Below are 22,240 nucleotides of genomic sequence, written 5' to 3'. Positions count from 1 at the left end.
CTTACAAAAAAGAGGGGTGGATGGATTGAAAAAAGTTTTATCACAAATTCGAGCTAATCGGATTTGGCTATTAATGGTACTTCCAGGCGTCCTTTGGTTCCTGGTTTTCTCATACTTACCAATGTTTGGTACAGTAATTGCGTTCAAAGATTACAAGATTGATGGGAAAGGATTTTTATCCAGTATTATGAGCAGCGACTGGGTGGGACTTGAAAATTTTAAATTCCTATTCCAAACAAACGACGCTTTTATTATTACCCGAAACACTGTTCTTTATAATTTAGTATTTATTATCGTAGGGCTGTTTCTTGGTGTAGCGCTTGCTATTATTTTCAACAGCTTACTAAATAAACGAGGAGCAAAAATTTACCAAACGGGAATGCTTTTCCCCCATTTCTTATCATGGGTTGTTGTGAGTTATTTCTTATTTAGCTTTTTGAGTGAAGATAGTGGACTGATGAACAACATTTTACTCGCATTTGGACAAGATCCAGTTTCATGGTATAACGATCCAAAATACTGGCCGTTTATCCTCATCATGATGAATGTTTGGAAGGGCTTGGGTTATGGAAGCATTGTCTACCTTGCAGCAATTGCTGGAATCGACCGTACATACTACGAGGCGGCGATGATTGATGGTGCTGGTAAATGGCAACAAATCAGACATGTAACAATTCCGGCACTAACGCCACTGATGGTTATTTTAACGATTTTGAATGTCGGGAAGATTTTTAACTCTGATTTTGGTTTGTTTTATCAACTACCGCGAAATTCAGGGCCACTTTATCCTGTGACGGATGTAATTGATACATATGTATACCGTGGTTTAACGTCACTTGGAGATATGAGTATGAGTGCAGCAGCTGGTTTCTATCAGTCGATTGTCGGCTTTATTCTAGTGCTACTCACTAACTACATCGTGAAAAAAATAAACCCAGAATATGGCTTATTTTAGAAAAGGAGGCGAGGTGCTTTGGCAGAACAGCTTGAAGCAGTGAGTGAAATAGAACAAGTCCGAGGTGAAATGGAAAAACCGGCAAAAAATAAACCAGCCAAAGACATTATTGGTTTTGGGAAAAAGATGAACGTAGCGATGAATATTATGCTTGCTTTCCTAGCGCTCATTTGTATTTTTCCGTTTTTATATATTATTGTTATTTCTTTTTCGAGTGAATCATCTCTGGCGGCAAATGGCTTTCAACTAATACCGAAAGAGTGGAGCATGGAAGCATATGAATACTTATGGAAGATGAAAGGACAACTATTACAATCATACGGTATCACCATTTTAGTCACAGTAATTGGTACTGTATGTAGTGTTGCGATGATTGCGCTTTATTCTTACGCGATATCAAGACCACAATTTAAGTATCGTCGTCAATTTACATTTATTGCCTTTTTTACCATGTTATTTAGTGGTGGGATGGTGCCAGCATATATCGTTATGACACAATTTTTGCACTTACGAAATAGCATATGGGCAATGATTTTACCACTAGCAATGAATGCTTTTTACATTATGATTATGCGCACGTTCTTTTTACGGTCTATTCCAGAACCAATACTTGAGGCGGCTCGAATTGAAGGCGCTGGGGAACTAAGAATCTTTTTACAAATGGTTGTTCCGCTTTCTTTACCGGGGCTTGCGACAATCGCGCTTTTCTCTACACTAGGATACTGGAATGACTGGTTCCAAGCGTCACTCTATATTGATAATCCAAATTTAGTTCCATTACAATCGCTACTTATGAAAATTGAAAACAACTTAGAATTCATGCGACAAAACTCAGAAATTGCTTATACTGCCGGCGCGTTTAAGTCCATACCACAAGACGGTGCAAAAATGGCGATGGTTGTTATTTCGACGTTACCAATCGCGATTACCTATCCGTTTTTCCAAAAATACTTTATTAGCGGGCTCACAATTGGCGGCGTAAAAGAATAAAAAAAGATGGAGGGAATTTAATGAAAAAGAAATGGGGAGTAATCATCGCGTCACTATGCTTGTTACTAGGTTTAAGCGCATGCGGAAGCGATGAGAAGGCAGATGCAAATGAAGTTCCGACACTGAAATGGTACATGATTGGTACGCCACAAAAAGACACAGAAGAAGTTATGAAAGAAGTAAATAAATATACCGAAGAAAAAATTGGCGTCAAAGTAGAAATGACACAAATCGACTGGGGCGACTACGGTAAACGGATGCAAACCGTTATTAACTCAGGTGAAAATTTTGATATTGCTTACTCTGCAGCGGGAGAATTCGTTTCTTACTCTCAAAAAGGTGCATTCTTGCCATTAAATAAATATCTAGATAAAGAAGGCAAGAAAATGAAAGCGGAATTAAATGATGTGCTTTGGGAAGGTGCAACCATTGACGGGAACATTTACGGTGTTCCTTCCAACAAAGAAGTCGGCGAGCAACAAGTATACGTTTTTAACAAAAATCTTGTCGATAAATATAAAATGGACGTAACGAAAGTAAAAAATTTCAGCGATTTAGAACCAATGTTAAAAACAATTAAAGAAAACGAACCAAGCATCACACCAATCGGCGGAAATAAAGACTTTAAGCCAGCATTCCCATATGATTATTTAATCGATAATGCAGTACCTCTTCCTTTTGCAGTAAATCAATATGAAGATACAGGCAAAATCGTTAACTTCTATGAACAACCCGAAACATTAGATATCCTAAAGTCTCTTCATAGCTTCTACCAAAAAGGGTATGTCACAAAAGATATTGCAACCTCAACAGATCCATGGTCATACGATAAAGAAAACTGGTTTGTGCGGATTGAAAAATACCAACCATATGCAGAAAATATTTGGGATAAAAATACAGGCGGCAAATATAAAGTAGTCACACAACCAATTGCTGAAACACCTATCATCAAAAATAATTCTGTAACTGGTGCGATTCAAGCTGTATCTGTTACGAGCCAACACCCAGAAGAAGCAGTGAAATTCCTTGATTTACTAAACACAGATGAGTATTTACGTAATTTAGTCGATAAAGGAATTGAAGGAACCCATTATAAAGAGTTAGATGACGGTAAAATTCAAGATCTACCAGCACGTGTGGAGCGTTACAGCATGCCAACTTATGCGCTTGGAAATCACTTCATTCTAAAATTATATGAAGATGAGCCAGCAGATAAATGGGATCAATTTAAAGAGTTCAATAGAAAATCAGTCGCATCACCGGGCTTAGGTTTTTATTTTGACTCCTCTAAAGTTCGAACAGAAATAGCTTCGATTACCAATGTGTGTAATGAATTTGCGCCGGCGCTTCTTACAGGAACAGTGGATCCCGTTGAATATACGGAAAAATTCAAAGCGAAGTTAAATGATGCAGGTATGAAAAAAGTAATGAAAGAAATGCAAAAACAATACGATGAATTCCGCGCTTCACAAGAATAAATGCCAGAAAGGACTTAGTTTATCTAAGTTCTTTCTTTTTTTATATAACAGTTTTTATAAAATTATATAACAGTTTTTGAGTCAGGAACCTTGCAATAATTCTTTTGAGTAGTATAATTAGTCTTGTGAATGAGATTTTTATAATATCTGTACTATTAAAATATAAAAAATTTATATAACAAAAGGATGATAACGATGGCGAAACTTGAAAAAGAGCAAGAAAAAGTAATAACAAAAGGGAAATCAGGAGCGGATTTAGTTGTAGACAGCTTAATTAATCAAGGTGTTACGCATGTATTCGGGATTCCGGGAGCGAAAATTGATAAAGTTTTTGATGTGATGGAAGAACGTGGACCAGAATTAATTGTCAGTCGTCATGAACAAAATGCGGCGTTTATGGCTGCTGCTATCGGTCGTCTAACCGGGAAACCTGGTGTTGTACTTGTAACTAGTGGACCTGGCGCATCGAATCTTGCAACAGGGCTTGTAACCGCAACTGCAGAAGGAGACCCAGTCGTTGCGATTGCTGGTAACGTAACAAGGCAAGACCGCTTAAAAAGAACCCACCAATCAATGGATAATGCAGCACTTTTCCGTCCGATTACAAAATACAGCGAAGAAGTAGTTCACGCCGAAAGTATTCCAGAAGCAATCACTAACGCTTTTCGCTCGGCAACAGAACCAAACCAAGGCGCTGCTTTTGTCAGTTTGCCACAAGATATCGTGAACGAACCAAACGTACCAGTAAAAGCGATTCGCCCACTTGCTAAACCAGAAAATGGTCCTGCTTCCAAAGAACAAGTTGCAAAACTTGTTACCCGTTTGAAAAAAGCGAAATTACCGGTATTGCTATTGGGTATGCGAGCATCTAGTCCAGAAGTAACTGGTGCAATTCGTCGCTTACTCCAAAAAACAAGTATCCCAGTAGTAGAAACTTTCCAAGCAGCTGGCGTCATTTCACGCGACTTAGAAGATAACTTCTTTGGACGTGTTGGTCTGTTCCGCAACCAACCAGGGGATATTTTGTTAAATAAAGCTGATTTAGTTATTACAGTGGGTTATGATCCAATTGAATACGATCCAAAAGCTTGGAATGCCTCTGGTGATAGAACGATTGTCCATTTAGACGACATTCGCGCTGATATTGATCATTATTACCAACCAGTGACAGAGCTAGTCGGAAACATCGCGCTTACTTTAGACCGAGTGAATGCGAAATTCAGCGGTTTAGAATTAGCGGAAAAAGAACTTGAAACATTAAAAGAACTTCATGCTCAATTAGAAGAGCGAGATGTTCCGCCAGAAAGTGATGAAACTAATCGAGTACATCCATTGTCGGTCATTCAAACACTACGTTCGGCAATTGATGACAACGTAACTGTGACAGTCGACGTTGGTTCACATTATATTTGGATGGCACGTCATTTCCGCTCCTATGAACCACGCCGTCTGCTTTTCAGTAACGGTATGCAAACGCTTGGTGTCGCGCTTCCTTGGGGAATTGCTGCAACACTCGTACATCCGGGTGAAAAAGTGGTTTCGATTTCTGGTGACGGTGGCTTCTTATTTTCCGCGATGGAATTAGAAACAGCTGTCCGCTTGCGTGCGCCACTTGTACACCTAGTATGGAATGACGGAAGCTATGACATGGTTGCTTTCCAACAAAAAATGAAATACGGCAAAGAAGCAGCTGTTCGTTTTGGCGATGTTGATATCGTAAAATTTGCAGAAAGTTTCGGGGCAAAAGGTCTTCGCGTAACAAATCCAGCAGAACTTTCTGATGTGTTAAAAGAAGCGCTTGAAACAGAAGGACCCGTCGTTGTAGATATTCCAATTGATTACCGTGATAACATCAAACTTGGCGAAACTTTACTACCTGACCAATTTTATTAAAACATTAAAAATCTCTCGGATATTCCGGGAGATTTTTTTAATAGTTAAAGGTTGACTTGGAGTGAACTTCAAGGTTTATGCTGTAGTAGTACTAGAAATTAACTAGGAGGGTTTTAGATGAAATATGTTAAATTTGGTAACACTGGCATGGATGTTTCGAAAATCTGTTTAGGAACAATGGGCTTCGGTGATAAAGACAAATGGATTCATAAATGGGTTTTGGACGAAGCAAACAGTCGCCCTATCATAAAAAAAGCACTCGATTTAGGCATAAATTTCTTTGATACGGCGAATATTTATTCCTACGGAGAAAGTGAAAAAATCGTCGGCCGCGCACTGAAAGACTACGCCAACCGTGATGATATTGTTCTAGCAACCAAAGTGCAACAAACAATGCGCCCAGATCGTCCGAATAGTGGCGGTTTATCAAGAAAAACCATTTTAAGTGAAATTGACCATAGTTTAAAACGACTAGAAACGGATTATGTAGATTTATATATCATTCACCGTTTTGATGAAAATACGCCAATCGAAGAAACAATGGAAGCATTACATGATGTCGTTAAGTCCGGAAAAGCACGCTACATCGGTGCGAGCGCGATGTATGCCTGGCAGTTCCAAAAAGCACAACGCGTCGCAGAAAGAAATGGTTGGACAAAATTCGTCTCCATGCAAAATCATTACAACATGATATACCGGGAAGAAGAACGAGAAATGATTCCGTTTTGTCGCGATGAAAAAATAGCGATTACGCCATATAGTCCACTAGCATCAGGTCGGTTAACACGTGATTTGAATGAAACAACAGATCGTTCCGAAACGGACCCAGTTCAAAAATCTAAATACGATGACATGATGAATGCGGATAAAGGCATTATTGAACGTGTAGCTGAACTTGCAGAAACACATCAAGTATCTCGAGATAAAATTGCCTTAGCATGGTTATTAAACAAAGATGAAATTACTTCACCAATCATCGGTGCGCAAAAAGAAAGTCACCTAGAAAGCGCGGTAGAGGCGCTAAATATTAAACTAACCACTTCGGAAGTTAACTATCTAGAAGAACTATACATCCCGCACCCAGTAGTTGGAGCACTGCCTACAACTAAATAATCAAACAGAGCATGAGTTGGATTGGAAAATCTACCTTATGCTTTTTTTATGTAAAAAGACTATTGACAAATAAAATGCAACCGTTTACAATGAAGTGGTATTAAAAATGTTTAAAGCTGTATCTTTTTAAAAAGTGAAATAGATAGATGATTTGAAAAAAGAGGTGGAAATATGGAATATAAAGACTTGTCGCCAGCAGTGCAAAGTGAAGAACAACTAAGACAGCTTATCCAAGAAAAAGTAGCAGCCGGAGAAACAAGTTTCCCATCAGAACGTGCGCTTGAAAACGAACTAGGCGTCAGTAGAACTACACTCAGACGGTCACTTGATACCCTTGAAAAAGAAGCGGTCATCCAAAAAAGAAACCGAAAAGGAATCGAAATCAACCAAAAGCAAACAATCAATATACTGCAAATGAATTCCATGAGTAGTCAATTGCCGGGAGAACAAAAGGTAGAAGTAATGTCACAAGAAATAGTAGCTGGCAAAGACGAGGTGAACCACTTTTTAAACTTAAGTGAAGATAAGCCGGTGTTTAGATTAGTTCGGCGAAGAATAGTTGATAATAAGCCGTTTTCTTATGAGATATCTTTTATTGATAGCGCGAAATTTGCTGGTATTGAGAAAATCGATTTAAATAATTCCTCGCTATACAATGTGTTAGAAAAGCGCTTTGGTATTAAACCTACATACGGGCGCGAAGAATTGCGCTTTGTATCAGCGAATGAAAAGCTAGCAGAAGCATTAAAGGTACCACTAAATACGCCGCTTTTTGAAGTGGTAAGTAAAGCATTTGATCAAAATGATGAACCGTTTGAGTACAGCAAACAATATCTAATTGGTAATCAAATCAAATACAAAATCAATGCGAAAAACATCTTTGATTACTTGGAGGATGAGTGAAATGGGAGCTAAAAAGCCACTTTTTGAAGTAATTGCTTCAGAAATAAAAGATAGTATTAATCGCGATGAATATAAGACGGGAATGCTAATGCCGAACGAAACTGCCTTGCAAGAAATTTTTTCTAGCAGTCGGACAACGATTCGCCGCGCGGTAGATTTATTAGTCGAAGAAGGTTTAGTTGTTCGTAAAAACGGTGTTGGGCTGTACGTTCAACCAAAACTAACAGCTCAGAACATTTTAGAAATGACAGGTGTCATGAAAACCGATACCAATGAAAATTTGAAAAAAGACATTAAAGACTTTTACATCCGCAAAGCTGGCAAGTTTTACGCAGAGAAGTTTGGTATAAAAGAGAATGAACTTGTGTATTCTATCAAGTTTGTCCAAAAAAGTGAGCACGGTGTAACGCTAGATCGTTTAATTTTACCGTTAAGTTTATACCCTGATTTACAAGCGAAGGATTTTCAAATTATTAATATTATTGAGCTTGTTAATTCAGGTAAATATAAATTATTTGAGCTTGAGCAGGAACTTCAACTTATTTTAGCTGGGAATGAGCAAATCAAAAATATGCATATAAACGAAAATGATCCTGTATTTAAATTGAGCAGTGTCTTTTATGCAGAAAATGAAATGCCGATTGCCATCCAATATCATTATGAAGATGCTGAGTCGACCAAATATGTAGTTGATTTTAACTAATACTAAGGAGGAAGAAAAAATGATTCAATTTCTAAGAGTAGACCATCGTTTACTACATGGACAAGTAGCTGTATCTTGGTTTAATGCTTTAGATGTAAATACAATTTTAGTGGCAAATGATGGGGTAGCGGCAGACGATTTTCGTAAGTCGGCAATACGGCTTGCTAAGCCAGAGGCGGCAAAACTAGTCATGAAAAGTATCGATGAAAGTATCGAAGCGATTAATTCAGGTGTCACTGATAAATACAACATGCTTATTGTTGTCGAATCGGTTGAAGACGCTTACAAATTAATCCATGGTACGAATGGTAAAATCCCGATGTTAAATCTAGGCGGAACGAAGCAAAGAGAAGGAACAGCCAATTTTTCCAAAGCAGTTAATTTAACACCTGAAGAAGTAGAGAAATTAAAAGAGCTTCAAAAAGAAAAAGTAGATGTGTTTATGCAGCAAGTGCCTAACGAAAAAAAAGTAACCTTTGAAGCATAAAAGACGAAAGAAGGGATAAATTATGGAACAGTTTGGAACAGCGATTTTGCTTGCACTTGCAGCAATGCTAGCAAATGGAGAATATTTATTTGGTTCATCGATGCTATCAAGACCACTTGTAACATGTACACTCGCCGGGCTTATCATGGGGGATGTACAAATGGGGATTATTATGGGGGCAACTTTAGAATTAGCTTTTGTGGGATCATTTTCTATTGGAGCATCTATCCCTCCAGAAATTATTTCAGGAAGTATATTAGGAACTGCCTTCGCGATTTCGACTGGTGAAAGCACAGCCGTAGCGTTAGCTCTTGGGATTCCAATTGCCTCCCTTGTACTTGTTGTTAAAAATCTATGCTTTATTTTCGTATTACCTTACTTTGTTCATAAAGCAGATAAATACGCACTCGAGGGAAATTCACGAGGGATTAGTCGAATGCAGTTACTAGGTGGATTTTTATCGATCAACTTGCCAATTGGTATTATTGTCGCGACATCCTATTTAGTAGGAAGCCCAGTTATTCAAAACGTACTTGATGCCATCCCAGCATTCGTTATAACGGGACTTGGAATCGCGACTGGTTTACTGCCAGCATATGGTTTTGCTTTGCTTCTCAAATTGATGGTCAACAAGAAGAATGCGGTATTTTTCGTATTTGGCTTCGCGTTAGCTGTTTACTTAAAAGTTCCTGTAACAGGCGTAGCGATTTTCGCTGCATGTTTAGCGCTAATTTTAACAGGTTATGCAACACTTAAAAATGACAATGGCCCAAAAAATACTAATACAGAGCCAGCACTTGCGAATGATGGAGGTATAAATTATGAAGATGAAGAGTTCTGACGTATTAACGAAAAAAGACTTAATGAAAGTTTTTTGGCGCTCGTTCACGATGGAATGGTCATGGAACTACGAACGACAATCCAATCTCGGGTATGGATTTTCCATGCTACCAGCTCTGAACAAAATTTTTAAAAATGATAAAGACAAACGAATTTCTTCTTATCAAAGACATTTAGAATTTTATAACGTAACACCGTGGCTTTCCACTTTTCCGCTCGGGATATCCATTGCGATGGAAGAGCAATCTGCGAAAGATAAAGATTTTGACACAGATTCTATCAATAATATAAAAGTAGCATTAATGGGTCCTCTTAGTGGGATTGGAGATTCGTTCTTCTGGGGAACTTTACGAGTTATCGCTACAGGTATTGGAACTTCCTTAGCGCTACAAGGAAATATGTTAGGTCCGATTTTATTCCTCCTTATTTTCAATATTCCAGCTATTCTGACTCGTTATTATGGGTTATTCATTGGTTATAACATTGGAGCTAACTTTATCGAAAAAATTCAAAAAACTGGATTAATGGATAAACTGTCTTATGGTGCTTCGGTTATCGGTCTGGCTGTTGTTGGTGCGATGGTCGCCACGATGGTAAACATTAATATGCCAATGAAATTTGGTTCTGGTGATGATGCAGTAACGATTCAAAGTGTTTTTGACGGTATCGTCCCAGGAATTCTAGCACTTGGCTTCACCTTCTTTATTTTCTGGTTAGATAAAAAAGGACTAAAAGCACATTGGATTCTTTTATTAATCGCAGGAATTGGGATTTTAGGAGCGTTCACAGGTTTATTAAAATAAGTAGGTGAAAAAATGAAAAACATGGATTATTATATCCGGTCGGAACAAAGCGTTTATGAAAATATCATCCGAAGTCGAAAAGACCTTTTACAAAAGGTCATTCAAATGGAGAAAGTGGACTATCAAGCAATTGTTATTTTTGCAACAGGTTCTAGTTCTAATGCGGCATTCGCAGCGCAGTTATATATGTCGGATAAACTTGCTATTCCGGTATATGTGGAAGAACCATCTACTGCAGGAAATTACATGCTGCATTTAAACAAAAACACCTTATACATCGCTATATCACAAGGTGGGCACAGTTACTCCACCATCCATCTCGTAAAAGAAATTGAGCGTCAAGGAGGTATTGTTTTCACTTTAACGAGCGATTTAAGAAGCCCGATTGCGAAAGAAAGTACGCGGGCAATTGATCTCGGGATGGGCTTAGAAGAGATGCCATATGTCACGCTTGGCTATAGCGCAACCATTCTCATGTTGAATTTAATGGCGCTTGAGCTAGCCCTTTTACAAGAGAAAATATTGGAGGAAGAGTATCAGGCGGAAATTGCAGAATTGAAAAAAATTACCGCTCATTTACCACAAGTGATAGAGAAATCAGCTGCTTGGGTGGACGAGCATACACAGGAATTGATGGAAGCGGAACGAGTTTTCTTCATAGGATACGGCGCTGCTTATGGTGTAGCGCGCGAAGGAGAAACAAAAGTAACAGAAACCATCCGGATTACTTCATTTGGTAAAGAGCTAGAAGAATATATGCATGGACCATATATAGGTTTGTCCGAACGAGACTATATTATCTTCCTTGAACCTCAAGGATTACTAGAAGATCGCGCGGAAAAATTAAAACAATTTTTACAAGGCCATGTAAAGAAAATCCGGACAATTTATGCGGATGCAGGCGGGGAAAACGCGGATGATTTATTACTTGGTATGCGGACAGCAGAACTTCTGACGCCGCTATTTATGACTATCCCGGTTCATTTATTATCCTTTGAAATTTCTAAGAAAAAAGGAATTAATTTAGAAGTATCCGCTTTTCCGGAATTTGATAAAATAACAAAATCCAAAATTTAATCAAAGAAAGTAGGAATGAAGAGTGTTAAAATTTGATGAACAAAAAGTGAGAGAAAACATGGAAGGGGCGCTTAAATTACGTCCGCAAATTAATGAAGTAGTTGACCAAATACACCACCGTGGTTTTAGTAATATTTGCTGGCTAGGAATTGGCGGGACATACGCATCCGCCATGCAAGCTGTGGTGCATATGAAAGAAAAAACGGCGCTAGAAACTTTTTATGAAAATGCGGCTGTGTTTCTAACTACAGGCAATAAACGTGTCACCAAAGATACACTTGTAGTTATTTCATCGGTGACCGGAAGTACGCAAGAAGTAGTAGATGCTGTGAAAAAATGTAATGAAATTGGTGCGACTGTATTTGGGTTTATTGATAAAGCGGAAACCGAACTTGCTAATTTAGTAGATCACTTAATCTCCTATCCGTTAAATGAACAATTAAAATTCTTTATGGTGGCAGATCGTTTTATGTATTTAGCAGGTGAATTTGAAGATTATGATGCGTTTTATCAAGAAATGGATCAACATTTTGCTAAAGGGATTGTAGAAGTAGAAAAAGCGGCAGATAAATTTGGTCAAGAATTTGCGCTAAAACATCATCAAGACGACATTCATTATTTCGTTGGTGCTGGGAATCAGTGGGGTGCGACCTATTCATACGCAATGTGTTACTGGGAAGAACAGCACTGGATTAAAACGAAATCGATTGAGTCACATGAGTTTTTCCATGGCATGTTTGAAATTGTAGAACGCGATACCCCGATTACCATTTATGTGACAGAAGATAGCCAGCGTTCTTTAAGCGAGAGAGTAGTTAATTTCATTCCACAAATCTGCGCCAATTATACAGTCATTGATGCAAAAGATTACGATATGCCGGGTATTTCCGCTAAATTCAGAGGGGCGTTGTCACCATTTATTATCCACGCAGTTAATAATCGTATTGACGTACACGTGGAAAAAATTAACTGTCACCCAATGGAAATCAGAAGATACTATCGTCAGTTAGACTATTAAAAAGGCGGTTTAGAAAATGAAAGCAATTTTTGTTTGTACTCATGGAAACGCCGCAAAAGAACTCATTCAATCTGCGGAAATGATTTGCGGTAAACAAGAAAATACAAGTTTTGTTCCTTTTGAAGTGAATGAATCCGCGGAAAACTTACAGGCGAAAATTGCCAGTGAAGTAGCTAAACTCGATTTAACAGAAGGCGTATTATTTCTAACCGATTTAAAAGGTGGCACTCCGTTTAATGTGCTCGTTCGCTTGCTCGGGAATTTTGATGCAGTAGAACTTGTTGCAGGCGTGAATATTCCGCTTTTATTAGAAGCGTTCCTCAGTCGTGAAACGCTATCCTTAAAACAACTTGCGAATCAAGTTGCCGAAACTGGGCGGTTAGGGATTTATGAATATGCCGCGCCGCTTGAAGAAATAGAAGAAGATTTTTAATAGGAAAAAGACAGCTGCGGCTGTCTTTTTTTATCTTCCCTCTCGAACTATCCCCGTTCTTACGTTATACTAAATAGAAAAAGATGGAGGGATGAAATGGATAAACAAAAAGAACAGCTCAGCGTTGAGGTGGCGAGACTTTATTATCAATCGGATCTCGGTCAGCAAGAAATCGCCACACGTCTAGGTGTTTCCAGACCGACCGTTTCCAGATTGCTCCAAAACGCGAAAACAAAAGGATACGTCAAAATCGAAGTCCAAGATCCATTTTCTAACCTCACAGAACTGGCAGTCGCTTTAAAAGAAAAGTACCAACTAAAAAACGTCACCGTTGCTTTCAGTCAAACAAATGATTATAGCGAAATAACCAAGCAAATCAGCCAAAGTGCTGCAGAATATTTAGAAGAGATTATCCATGATGGCGATATTCTTGGTGTGAGTTGGGGAACAACGATGTATAAAATCGCCCAAAAACTAGCCCCACTAAAAGCAGAAATAAAAGTCGTCCAACTTAAAGGCGGCGTGAGTCATTCTGATGTCAATACGTATGCTGCTGAAACGTTAGCATTATTCGGGGCTGCCTATGATACGGCCCCAGTTTCACTGCCACTTCCCGTGGTCCTTGATAATCCACTCGCTAAACAAATGGTAGAAGCAGATCGCCATATAAAAAACATCATCGAACTTGGTAAAAAAGCCAATATCGCTATTTTTACTGTAGGAACTGTGCGTGATGAAGCCCTGCTTTTCCGTCTAGGCTATTTTTCTGATCAAGAAAAGGCTCGCCTAAAAGAAAAAGCAGTGGGCGATATTTGTTCGCGATTTTTCACAATTGACGGCGAAATTGCTGACGAAAAAATGGATGAACGGACCATTGGCATCAATTTGCAAGAGTTAAAACAAAAAGAAACAGCCATCCTTGTTGCGGGCGGTGAACGAAAAATAAAAGCGATTCATGGCGCGCTTCGTGGCGGTTATGCCAATCATTTTATTACCGACCAATTTACCGCAAAACAACTACTTGAACAAAATTTCATCAATTAGTTTACAAATGTTCTGGAGTGCGATATGATGAAACCAAATCCAATTATAAAGGAGTTTTTAAAATGACAATTGCCAAAATGATCGACCATACTGCATTAAAACCAGACACTACGAAAGAACAAATTTTAACACTAACAAAAGAAGCGAGAGAATACGGTTTTGCTTCCGTATGCGTGAACCCAACTTGGGTAAAACTATCCGCTGAACAACTTGCTGGAGCAGAATCCGTAGTATGTACTGTTATCGGTTTCCCGCTTGGAGCAAATACTCCAGAAGTGAAAGCATTCGAAGTGAAAGATGCCATCCAAAACGGCGCGAAAGAAGTCGATATGGTTATCAATATCGGTGCACTTAAAGACAAGGACGACGAATTAGTAGAACGCGATATTCGCGCTGTTGTCGATGCTGCTAAAGGCAAAGCATTAGTAAAAGTAATTATCGAAACTTGCCTATTAACAGACGAAGAAAAAGTGCGCGCATGCGAAATCGCTGTAAAAGCAGGAACAGACTTCGTTAAAACATCTACAGGATTTTCAACAGGTGGCGCAACTGCCGAAGATATCGCCTTGATGCGTAAAACAGTTGGACCGAACATCGGTGTAAAAGCATCTGGTGGAGTTCGTACGAAAGAAGACGTAGAAAAAATGATCGAAGCAGGCGCAACTCGTATCGGCGCAAGTGCAGGCGTTGCAATTGTTTCCGGCGAAAAACCAGCTAAACCTGATAATTACTAATTTTGAATGAAACCCCTTTATTATTATTCTCAAATGTGGCAAAATAAGGAGAATAGATAATCTGACTGGGGGAGTTTAAATGGCTGCAACCATCCGCGAAATAGCTGAAAAGACAGGCGTTTCAATTACGACGATTTCTCAAATTTTGAATGGTAAAGGGGAACGATTTAGCGACTTAACTCGTGAAAAAGTCCTGAAAACAGCAAAAGAGATGTCTTACAAACCAAACTTTTTCGCCAAAAATATGATTGTTAGTCACACAAACACCATCGGAATGATTGTTCCGGAAGTAACGGATCCTTTTTTCTCACAAATGGTAAAAGGGGCAGAAGATTACTTAAATAAAGAAGGTTACATGATTATGCTCTGTAACTCTTCCAATGATAAAGAACGAGAAGATTTATATGTAGAAGAATTATTACATCGGGCTGTCGATGGCTTAATTATCGCCAGCCCTAATATTCTGCTTTCGGGCGTTATCAAACGTATGGAAGAGAAGCGTTCTCCGTATATTTTACTTGATCGTCAGCGGAATCCAAGGCAAGAAGGAAATATCGCAATTGATGATTTCAAAGGCGGCTATATGGAGACGGAGCATTTAATTGAACTAGGCCATACGCGCATCGGAATCATTATTTCGGATACATCTTTTTATAACGTACATGAGCGCTACGAAGGTTACTTGGCGTGTATGAAAGATTATCAACTTCCGGTAAAAGATAGCTGGATTGTCAGCGGGGACCAAACGATGAATGGCGGTTATATCGCCACGCAAAAATTACTTCAAGAAAAGCTGAGTGCCATTTTTGCAACCAATGATTTAATGGCGATGGGAACGTATCGTGCGGCGCTAGAAAAAAATATGCGCATCCCTCATGATCTTAGCGTCATCGGGTTTGATGATATTGAACTTTCCGAATACATGACTCCGCCACTTACGACAATTCGGCAACCAATCTATGGCATCGGCGAAATTGCTGCCGAACTTTTACTGAAAAATCTCCAAAATCCAACCGAGAAATTAGAGAATCGTTTACTCGATATTTCCCTAATCAAGCGTAGTAGTACAAAAAGTATTGACAACCAGTAAGGGAGTAAGTTATAGTGAGCATGTTAAGCACATGTTCTTGTTTAGTAAAACGGTTTACTTAAAAAGTGTAACCGTTCTCAATAAAGGTACATAAAATGCTAAAGTGGACAAAAAGAAAGGGTGAAGAGAAATGAGAATGGTGGATATTATTTCCAAGAAAAGGGACGGCAAAGCTTTATCAACAGAAGAAATTCAGTTTTTCATTGATGGCTATACAAATGGAGAAATTCCGGATTATCAAGCAAGTGCTCTAGCCATGGCAATCTTTTTCCAAGATATGAATGATCAAGAACGCGCGGATTTAACAATGGCAATGGTTGGCTCTGGCGATACGATTGACCTATCTGAAATCGAAGGAATCAAAGTCGACAAACATAGTACTGGCGGTGTCGGCGATACAACGACACTTGTTCTTGCTCCACTCGTAGCAGCAGTTGGCGTACCAGTTGCAAAAATGTCTGGTCGTGGCTTAGGACATACAGGCGGAACGATTGATAAACTAGAATCTATCGAAGGCTTCCACATCGAACTAGATAAGAAAGATTTCATTGACCTAGTAAATCGCGACAAAGTAGCAGTTATTGGACAATCAGGAAACCTTACACCAGCAGATAAAAAAATGTACGCGCTTCGTGATGTAACAGGAACCGTAAACTCAATTCCGCTTATTGCAAGTTCAATTATGAGTAAAAAAATCGCAGCAGGCGCAGATGCAATCGTACTTGATGTAAAAACAGGTGCTGGTGCATTTATGAAAACCGATGAAGATGCTGAAAACCTAGCACATGCAATGGTCCGTATCGGAAATAACGTAGGTAGAAATACAATGGCAGTCATTTCTGATATGTCCCAACCACTTGGCGAAGCAATCGGAAACGCTTTAGAAGTAAAAGAGGCCATCGATACACTTAAAGGCCAAGGGCCAGAAGATTTAACAGAATTAGTCCTTGTACTTGGAAGTCAAATGGTCGTACTAGCCAAACAAGCGGAGACACTAGATGAAGCCCGCGCCAAACTAATCGAAGTAATCGAAAACGGTGCAGCACTAGAGAAATTCAAAACGTTCCTTTCTAATCAAGGTGGCGATGCAAGCATTGTTGATCACCCTGAAAAACTGCCACAAGCAAAATACCAAATTGAAGTACCCGCTAAAACATCCGGTTTCGTAAGCCAAATCGTCGCTGATGAAATTGGAATCGCTGCAATGATTCTAGGCGCCGGTCGCGCAACGAAAGAAGATGAAATCAATCTAGCAGTAGGTTTAATGCTACGTAAAAAAGTGGGCGATGCTGTTAAGGAAGGCGAATCACTCGTAACGATTTTCGCTGACCAAGAAGATGTCGAAAATGTAAAAGCGAAAATCTACGAAAACATTCAAATTTCCGACCATGCAATAGCGCCAACCCTTGTTCATAAAGTTATTACAGAATAAAAGAAAGCTCCCAATTTAATTTGGGAGCTTTCTTTTTTTAATTTTCCGCAGCTTCAATCTGTTCCAACATATCCGGCGTACTTAAATCACTTCTTAAGAATTCCGTCGTTTGAGGTAATTGAAGTTCGAATTCCGTTTGTTGCGCCACTTCTACCGTTCCTTCAAGCATTTCATAATCAAATACATGACCGCCAATTTTACGCATATCATCAATAAAATGCACATGATAACCAGAAACGCCAATACCGCTAATATAAGCGGGTGTCCAAAAACCAACAATCGTACCCGTAATATATTCAAAATGGTACGTTGGTTGTTCTTTTACGGCTTCAATGAGTGGCGGATAAGGTCTTTGTTGTTTTGGTACAACGCGCGTATCCACATAACGGAAATTCCCGGTCATTTTCACTGCATAAAAAACATTCGGTCCTTGTACTAATTCTGCGATTTTTTCTTCCACCGCTTGTTTTGATGTCGGTTCGGAGACAGAAAAAGAAGTATCGGCATCAAAAAAAGTAGTGCTCGCATAAGGTGTCGTATCTTCCGGTTTTACTTTATAAGCTTGCCCATCTGACCGAATTTGAAAAGCTTCCCCGTCTAAAATAATTAATTCACCATCAAATTGGTCAAGTGTTCCTATACCAAGGTCACCGTGCTGTAATAATTCTTTGAAACTCGTTGTTCCGCTGAAAAGCCCACCAACAAGTGCTGCCATTGTAGAATGCTGAAATAATCGATTTTTTCTAACTGCGTCCATCTTTGCCACTCCTTGAATTGTTATATATGAAAAATTATTTTTAAATAATACAGTTTAATTTCTATATGTTTATTATACTACTTTATATCCGTAAACAAAAGATTTTAAACCGAATTACAAAATAAACTGTTACTATAACAGATGTATAAACTGTAATATAAAAAGAGTTCTCGCATCATACGAGAACTCTTTTTATACAAGCAAAGTGTATAGGGTTTGATTATCATTAATCGGAATATAGCTCGGGTCAAAAGCAGCAACCCGGTCAAGCAATCCTTCATAATCATTTTTATCTTGCAACAAAACACCGATAATTACAGGTCCATTACCTCGATTCACTTTTTTCGTATATTCGAATTTGGTGATATCGTCATGTGGACCGAGCACATCGTTAACAAATTCTTTCAAAGCCCCAGGACGCTGCGAGAAATTGACGATAAAATAATGCTTTAATCCTTCATGTAGGAGGGAACGTTCTTCAATTTCTTGCATCCGGTTAATATCATTGTTTCCGCCACTTACAATACAAACAACCGTCTTGTCTTTAATTTCCTCGCGGTAGGTTTCAAGTGCAGCAACGGAAAGTGCTCCAGCAGGTTCTGCAACAATCGCTTGCTTCGTATACATATCCAAAATCGTAGAACAAACAGCACCTTCAGAAACAGTTGTCACTTCATCGACTAACACTTTGGCATGTTGGAACGTTAAGCTACCAACTTCTTTTACCGCAGCACCATCGACAAATTTATCGATTTTATCTAGTGTTACGACTTGATTTTGTTTTAAAGCTGCTGTCATTGAAGGCGCGCCATCAGGTTCTACCCCGATGATTTTTGTAATCGGGCTCTTCGCTTTGAGATACGTTGCAACACCGCTAATCAAGCCACCACCCCCAATTCCAGCAAAAACATAATCTGCTTGCTCGTGTGCTTTATTTAAATCTTTGACCATCTCCACAGCAAGCGAGCCTTGGCCTGCAATAATATCAGGATCATCAAACGGTGGGATAAAAGTTTGGCCATGTGCTGCAGCAAATTCTTTCGCGGCAGTTGCAGAAGCATCAAACGTATCGCCAACTAAAACCACTTCGACATTACTACCACCAAAAAATTTTACTTGTGATACTTTTTGTTGCGGGGTAGTCGTTGGCATAAAAATCGTAGCTGGAACTGTCATTCGTTTGCACGTATATGCAACTCCTTGCGCATGATTTCCAGCACTTGCGCACACCACTCCTTTTTCCAATTGTTCCGCTGATAATCTAGAAATAGCATAAAAAGCACCACGTAATTTAAAAGAACGCACTCTTTGCAAATCTTCGCGTTTCAGATAGACATTGCAATGATATTTTTCCGAAAGATAAAAATCATATTCTAGTGGCGTATGTTTGACGACCGACTTTAAGACTTCATAGGCCTTTTCGACATCTTCTTCTGTTACTAATAAGTCAACTAATTCCATCATCCTCACTACCTTTTCTTATATTGAATCCACTTTTTGTTCATAGGCTTTAATCGCATCAATATGTTCAAATGTAATGGCGATATCATCCAGTCCATTAATAAATTTATTTTTCCACGTAGCATCAATCTCAAAAGGATAGGTGCCAACTGAACTGATAACTTGTTGGTTTGGCAAGTCAATGGTCACATTCTCTTCGGCTGCAATTTTCGCTAATTTTTCACGTGCCTCTCTGGGAAGAACGATAGGGAGCACGCCGTTTTTCGTACAATTCATATAAAAAATATCACTATAACTACCAGCAATAATTACACGAAAACGGTAGTCAAGTAGCGCCCATGCGGCATGTTCCCGTGAAGAACCACAACCAAAATTTTCGCCTGTAATTAAAATAGTCGCTTCTTGGCGGTCTAGAGCATTTAGCGGGAAATCCGGGTTTGGTTTACGATTCGGTAGATAACGCCAACTATCAAAGAGAAATTCACCAAAACCAGTCCGCTCAATCCGTTTTAGGAAACTTTTGGGAATGATTTGGTCGGTATCGATATTGTCGTTCATTAGCGCCACTGTTTTTCCAATGTGTACTTTAATTTCCTCCACTGATAACCGCCTCCTTTCGAATATCGATAAAGTGTCCATTGATTGCCGCGGCCGCAGCCATTGCTGGTGAAACGAGATGAGTACGGGCGCCTTTACCTTGCCGTCCTTCAAAATTACGATTCGAAGTAGAGGCACAGTGAACGCCGTCCGGTACTTGGTCAGGATTCATTCCTAGACACATCGAACAACCAGGTTCACGCCATTCAAAACCAGCTTCTATAAAAATTTTATCTAGTCCAATAGATTCTGCCGCATTACGAACTTGGCGGGAACCAGGGACAACGAGTGCGCGAATATTATTTTTCACTTTATTTCCTTTGACGATACGAGCGGCTTCTTCTAAGTCAGAAAGCCTGGCATTCGTACAAGAACCAATAAACACATAGCCAAGCTCGATTTCTTCTGCAGTTTGACCAGGTTTTAGCCCCATATATTCATAAGCACGCTCATAGTTCATATCTTTAATTTCCGGAAATGCTTTAGAAAAAGGAACACCCATTTCGGGATTTGTTCCCCAAGTGACATATGGTTCCAAAATACTCGCATCCATTTGGATATGAAGGTCGTATTCTGCATCGGAGTCAGTTTGGAGTGTTTTCCAGTCGCTAATTGCTTTATCCATATCAGTAGGAGCGTATTCACGACCGCGCACATATTCAAAAGTAGTTTCATCTGGCGCCATCATGCCCATTTTTGCGCCGCCTTCAATTGCCATATTGCAAATTGTCATCCGTTCTTCCATCGACATATTACGAATAGTTTCACCATAATACTCGACGGCATAACCAGTTCCAAAAGCAACACCATACGTGGCAATCAAATGCAAAATAATATCTTTCGCATATACACCTTTTGGAAGTTTGCCGTTAATTTCAATGCCCATTGATTTTGGCTTTTGTTGCCAAATTGTTTGAGTCGCAAAAACATGCTCTACTTCACTAGAACCAATCCCAAAGCCAATCGCTCCAAAAGCACCATGTGTCGCCGTATGAGAATCCCCACAAACAATCACTTTGCCAGGTTGCGTTAGTCCAGTTTCTGGTCCAACCATATGCACGATTCCTTGACGGTCACTGCCCATGTCAGCTAGCGTTACGCCGAATTCCGCGCAGTTGGTTTGCAGTGCTTCAATTTGTTTTTTAGCAACAAGGTCTTGGATGTTGAAAATATCTTCGGTTGGAACGTTATGATCCATTGTCGCGAACGTTTTATCTGGTCTGCGCAGTGGCCGATTTTCCAGTCTTAGTCCTTCAAACGCTTGAGGAGAAGTAACTTCATGAATCAAATGAAGATCAACGTATAATAATTGCGGTTCACCTTCTTTGCCATAAATGACATGACGGTTCCAAAGTTTATCAAAAAGTGTTTTCCCCATTTTATTCTCCTCCTTCAATTTGTTTTAGAACTTCATTTGTAAAGTCGGTCGTAGTAGTGTTTCCACCAAGGTCAGCGGTTAAAAATCCAGCTTGCATTGTTCTTGTAGCTGCCGCATCAATCGCATCCGCTTCTTTAAAAAGAGAGAAAGATTGGCGGAGCATCATCGACACCGAAGAAATCATCGACATTGGATTGGCAATATTTTGATTAGCGATATCTGGTGCAGATCCATGAATTGGTTCGTATAAAGATGGTCCGTTTTCCGCATGGCTAGCAGAAGGGAGCATTCCAAGTGAGCCAGTAATGACAGACGCTTCATCGCTTAAAATATCGCCAAATAAGTTTTCCGTCACGATAACATCAAATGTCGTTGGTCGTTGAATCATAAGCATTGCCGCAGCATCAATGTATAGATGTTCTAGTGTGATATCTGGGTGACGACTTGCCACTTCTTCAGCAATTTTTCGCCATAGTTTACTAGAAGCTAGCACATTCGCTTTATCCACAGAAGTAACTTTTTTATTTCTCGTCGCAGCTATTTCGAAAGCTTTCTCAATAATTCGCTCGATTTCTGCACGGGTATATGTTAAAGAATCAACTGCCGCTGACTCATCCCAATGTTTTGGTTCCCCAAAGTAAAGTCCACCAGTCAACTCACGAACAACGACAAAATCAGTGTTCTCAACAATTTCCTTTTTTAAAGGAGAAAGGTGCGTGATGGAGCTTGGGACTTGAATAGGGCGAATGTTGGCGAAAAGACCAAGCGCTTTTCGAAGTGCAAGTAGGCCATCTTCGGGACGTTTGCTCGCATTATCCCATTTTGGACCACCAATTGCTCCGAGTAAAATGGCGTCGGCGTCTTGGCATGCTTTTAAGGTGGAAGAAGGGATTGGGTCTTGTGCTACGTCAATTCCTGCGCCGCCAAAGGGATGAGATTCAATTTCAAACGTATGGTTGTATTTTTTTGCGACTGCCTCTAATACTTGAAGTCCAGAAGTCATAATTTCTGGACCAATTCCGTCGCCAGCTAAGGAAGTAATTTTATAGGTCAC

At 39.4% G+C, this 22,240-nt stretch carries 22 protein-coding genes; 17 read left to right on the top strand and 5 right to left on the bottom strand.

Annotation, left to right across the window (positions count from 1 at the left end; genetic code table 11):
• Window positions 1–25: 25 nt before the first annotated feature.
• The 17 genes from CKV70_RS10340 (at window position 26) to CKV70_RS10260 (ending at window position 16,993) form a co-directional block, all read left to right on the top strand.
• Complete coding sequence (locus tag CKV70_RS10340; RefSeq protein WP_009924790.1) at window positions 26–955, top strand: ABC transporter permease; 930 nt, start codon at window positions 26–28, stop codon at window positions 953–955.
• An 18-nt stretch (window positions 956–973) separates the two neighbouring features.
• Window positions 974–1,945, top strand: coding sequence for a carbohydrate ABC transporter permease (locus tag CKV70_RS10335; protein ID WP_003727964.1), 972 nt, complete (start codon window positions 974–976; stop codon window positions 1,943–1,945).
• Window positions 1,946–1,965: 20 nt separating this feature from the next.
• Entirely contained in the window at window positions 1,966–3,423 is a 1,458-nt protein-coding gene (locus CKV70_RS10330) for an ABC transporter substrate-binding protein (protein WP_003723171.1), read from the top strand.
• A 195-nt stretch (window positions 3,424–3,618) separates the two neighbouring features.
• Complete coding sequence (alsS, locus tag CKV70_RS10325; RefSeq protein ID WP_003723170.1) at window positions 3,619–5,316, top strand: acetolactate synthase AlsS; 1,698 nt, start codon at window positions 3,619–3,621, stop codon at window positions 5,314–5,316.
• 117 nt (window positions 5,317–5,433) lie between these two features.
• Window positions 5,434–6,429 (top strand): aldo/keto reductase, encoded by a 996-nt coding sequence (locus CKV70_RS10320; RefSeq protein ID WP_009930477.1) that lies wholly within the window; start codon window positions 5,434–5,436, stop codon window positions 6,427–6,429.
• A gap of 171 nt (window positions 6,430–6,600) precedes the next feature.
• Window positions 6,601–7,332 carry a GntR family transcriptional regulator gene (locus CKV70_RS10315; protein ID WP_014600980.1) on the top strand — a complete coding sequence of 244 codons (732 nt, stop codon included), beginning with the start codon at window positions 6,601–6,603 and terminating at the stop codon, window positions 7,330–7,332.
• A 1-nt stretch (window position 7,333) separates the two neighbouring features.
• Window positions 7,334–8,035, top strand: coding sequence for a GntR family transcriptional regulator (locus CKV70_RS10310; protein ID WP_014930996.1), 702 nt, complete (start codon window positions 7,334–7,336; stop codon window positions 8,033–8,035).
• Window positions 8,036–8,054: 19 nt separating this feature from the next.
• Window positions 8,055–8,522, top strand: coding sequence for a PTS sugar transporter subunit IIB (locus CKV70_RS10305; protein WP_003732004.1), 468 nt, complete (start codon window positions 8,055–8,057; stop codon window positions 8,520–8,522).
• A gap of 22 nt (window positions 8,523–8,544) precedes the next feature.
• Entirely contained in the window at window positions 8,545–9,363 is an 819-nt protein-coding gene (locus CKV70_RS10300; protein WP_003723164.1) for a PTS mannose/fructose/sorbose/N-acetylgalactosamine transporter subunit IIC, read from the top strand.
• Window positions 9,344–10,165 carry a PTS system mannose/fructose/sorbose family transporter subunit IID gene (locus tag CKV70_RS10295; RefSeq protein WP_003723163.1) on the top strand — a complete coding sequence of 274 codons (822 nt, stop codon included), beginning with the start codon at window positions 9,344–9,346 and terminating at the stop codon, window positions 10,163–10,165. The genes CKV70_RS10300 and CKV70_RS10295 overlap by 20 nt, the downstream gene beginning before the upstream one ends.
• A gap of 12 nt (window positions 10,166–10,177) precedes the next feature.
• Window positions 10,178–11,242 carry an SIS domain-containing protein gene (locus CKV70_RS10290; protein ID WP_010989865.1) on the top strand — a complete coding sequence of 355 codons (1,065 nt, stop codon included), beginning with the start codon at window positions 10,178–10,180 and terminating at the stop codon, window positions 11,240–11,242.
• 22 nt (window positions 11,243–11,264) lie between these two features.
• Window positions 11,265–12,260 (top strand): SIS domain-containing protein, encoded by a 996-nt coding sequence (locus CKV70_RS10285; RefSeq protein WP_003732006.1) that lies wholly within the window; start codon window positions 11,265–11,267, stop codon window positions 12,258–12,260.
• A gap of 16 nt (window positions 12,261–12,276) precedes the next feature.
• A complete protein-coding gene (locus CKV70_RS10280) occupies window positions 12,277–12,693 on the top strand; it encodes a PTS sugar transporter subunit IIA (RefSeq protein WP_003723160.1) in 417 nt (138 codons plus the stop codon).
• 96 nt (window positions 12,694–12,789) lie between these two features.
• Entirely contained in the window at window positions 12,790–13,737 is a 948-nt protein-coding gene (locus tag CKV70_RS10275; RefSeq protein WP_003732007.1) for a DNA-binding transcriptional repressor DeoR, read from the top strand.
• A gap of 62 nt (window positions 13,738–13,799) precedes the next feature.
• The gene (deoC, locus tag CKV70_RS10270; RefSeq protein ID WP_003724140.1) at window positions 13,800–14,471 is read left to right on the top strand and encodes a deoxyribose-phosphate aldolase; all 672 of its coding nucleotides are present in this window, start codon (window positions 13,800–13,802) and stop codon (window positions 14,469–14,471) included.
• Window positions 14,472–14,550: 79 nt separating this feature from the next.
• Window positions 14,551–15,561 (top strand): substrate-binding domain-containing protein, encoded by a 1,011-nt coding sequence (locus tag CKV70_RS10265; protein WP_031695678.1) that lies wholly within the window; start codon window positions 14,551–14,553, stop codon window positions 15,559–15,561.
• A gap of 130 nt (window positions 15,562–15,691) precedes the next feature.
• Window positions 15,692–16,993: a pyrimidine-nucleoside phosphorylase gene (locus tag CKV70_RS10260; protein WP_010989861.1), complete on the top strand. Its 1,302-nt coding sequence runs from the start codon at window positions 15,692–15,694 to the stop codon at window positions 16,991–16,993.
• Between the two features lie 37 nt (window positions 16,994–17,030).
• On the opposite strand, the gene budA is transcribed toward CKV70_RS10260, so the two are convergent.
• The 5 genes from budA to leuB all read right to left on the bottom strand — a co-directional run bounded on the left by budA (window position 17,031) and on the right by leuB (window position 22,240).
• The gene (gene budA / locus CKV70_RS10255; RefSeq protein ID WP_003723157.1) at window positions 17,031–17,750 is read right to left on the bottom strand and encodes an acetolactate decarboxylase; all 720 of its coding nucleotides are present in this window, start codon (window positions 17,748–17,750) and stop codon (window positions 17,031–17,033) included.
• 192 nt (window positions 17,751–17,942) lie between these two features.
• Window positions 17,943–19,211 carry a threonine ammonia-lyase gene (gene ilvA, locus CKV70_RS10250; protein WP_010989860.1) on the bottom strand — a complete coding sequence of 423 codons (1,269 nt, stop codon included), beginning with the start codon at window positions 19,209–19,211 and terminating at the stop codon, window positions 17,943–17,945.
• 18 nt (window positions 19,212–19,229) lie between these two features.
• Window positions 19,230–19,811 carry a 3-isopropylmalate dehydratase small subunit gene (gene leuD, locus CKV70_RS10245; RefSeq protein ID WP_003723155.1) on the bottom strand — a complete coding sequence of 194 codons (582 nt, stop codon included), beginning with the start codon at window positions 19,809–19,811 and terminating at the stop codon, window positions 19,230–19,232.
• Window positions 19,798–21,186, bottom strand: coding sequence for a 3-isopropylmalate dehydratase large subunit (leuC, locus tag CKV70_RS10240; protein WP_014600976.1), 1,389 nt, complete (start codon window positions 21,184–21,186; stop codon window positions 19,798–19,800). The genes leuD and leuC overlap by 14 nt, the downstream gene beginning before the upstream one ends.
• Before the next feature lies 1 nt (window position 21,187).
• On the bottom strand, window positions 21,188–22,240 hold the full coding sequence (gene leuB, locus CKV70_RS10235) for a 3-isopropylmalate dehydrogenase (protein WP_009925267.1): 1,053 nt from the start codon (window positions 22,238–22,240) through the stop codon (window positions 21,188–21,190).

This window comes from Listeria monocytogenes, assembly GCF_900187225.1.
Classification (GTDB): Bacteria; Bacillota; Bacilli; order Lactobacillales; family Listeriaceae; genus Listeria; species Listeria monocytogenes.
Note: the sequence above shows the minus strand (reverse complement) of the source record. Positions and strands in the feature narration are given on the sequence as shown.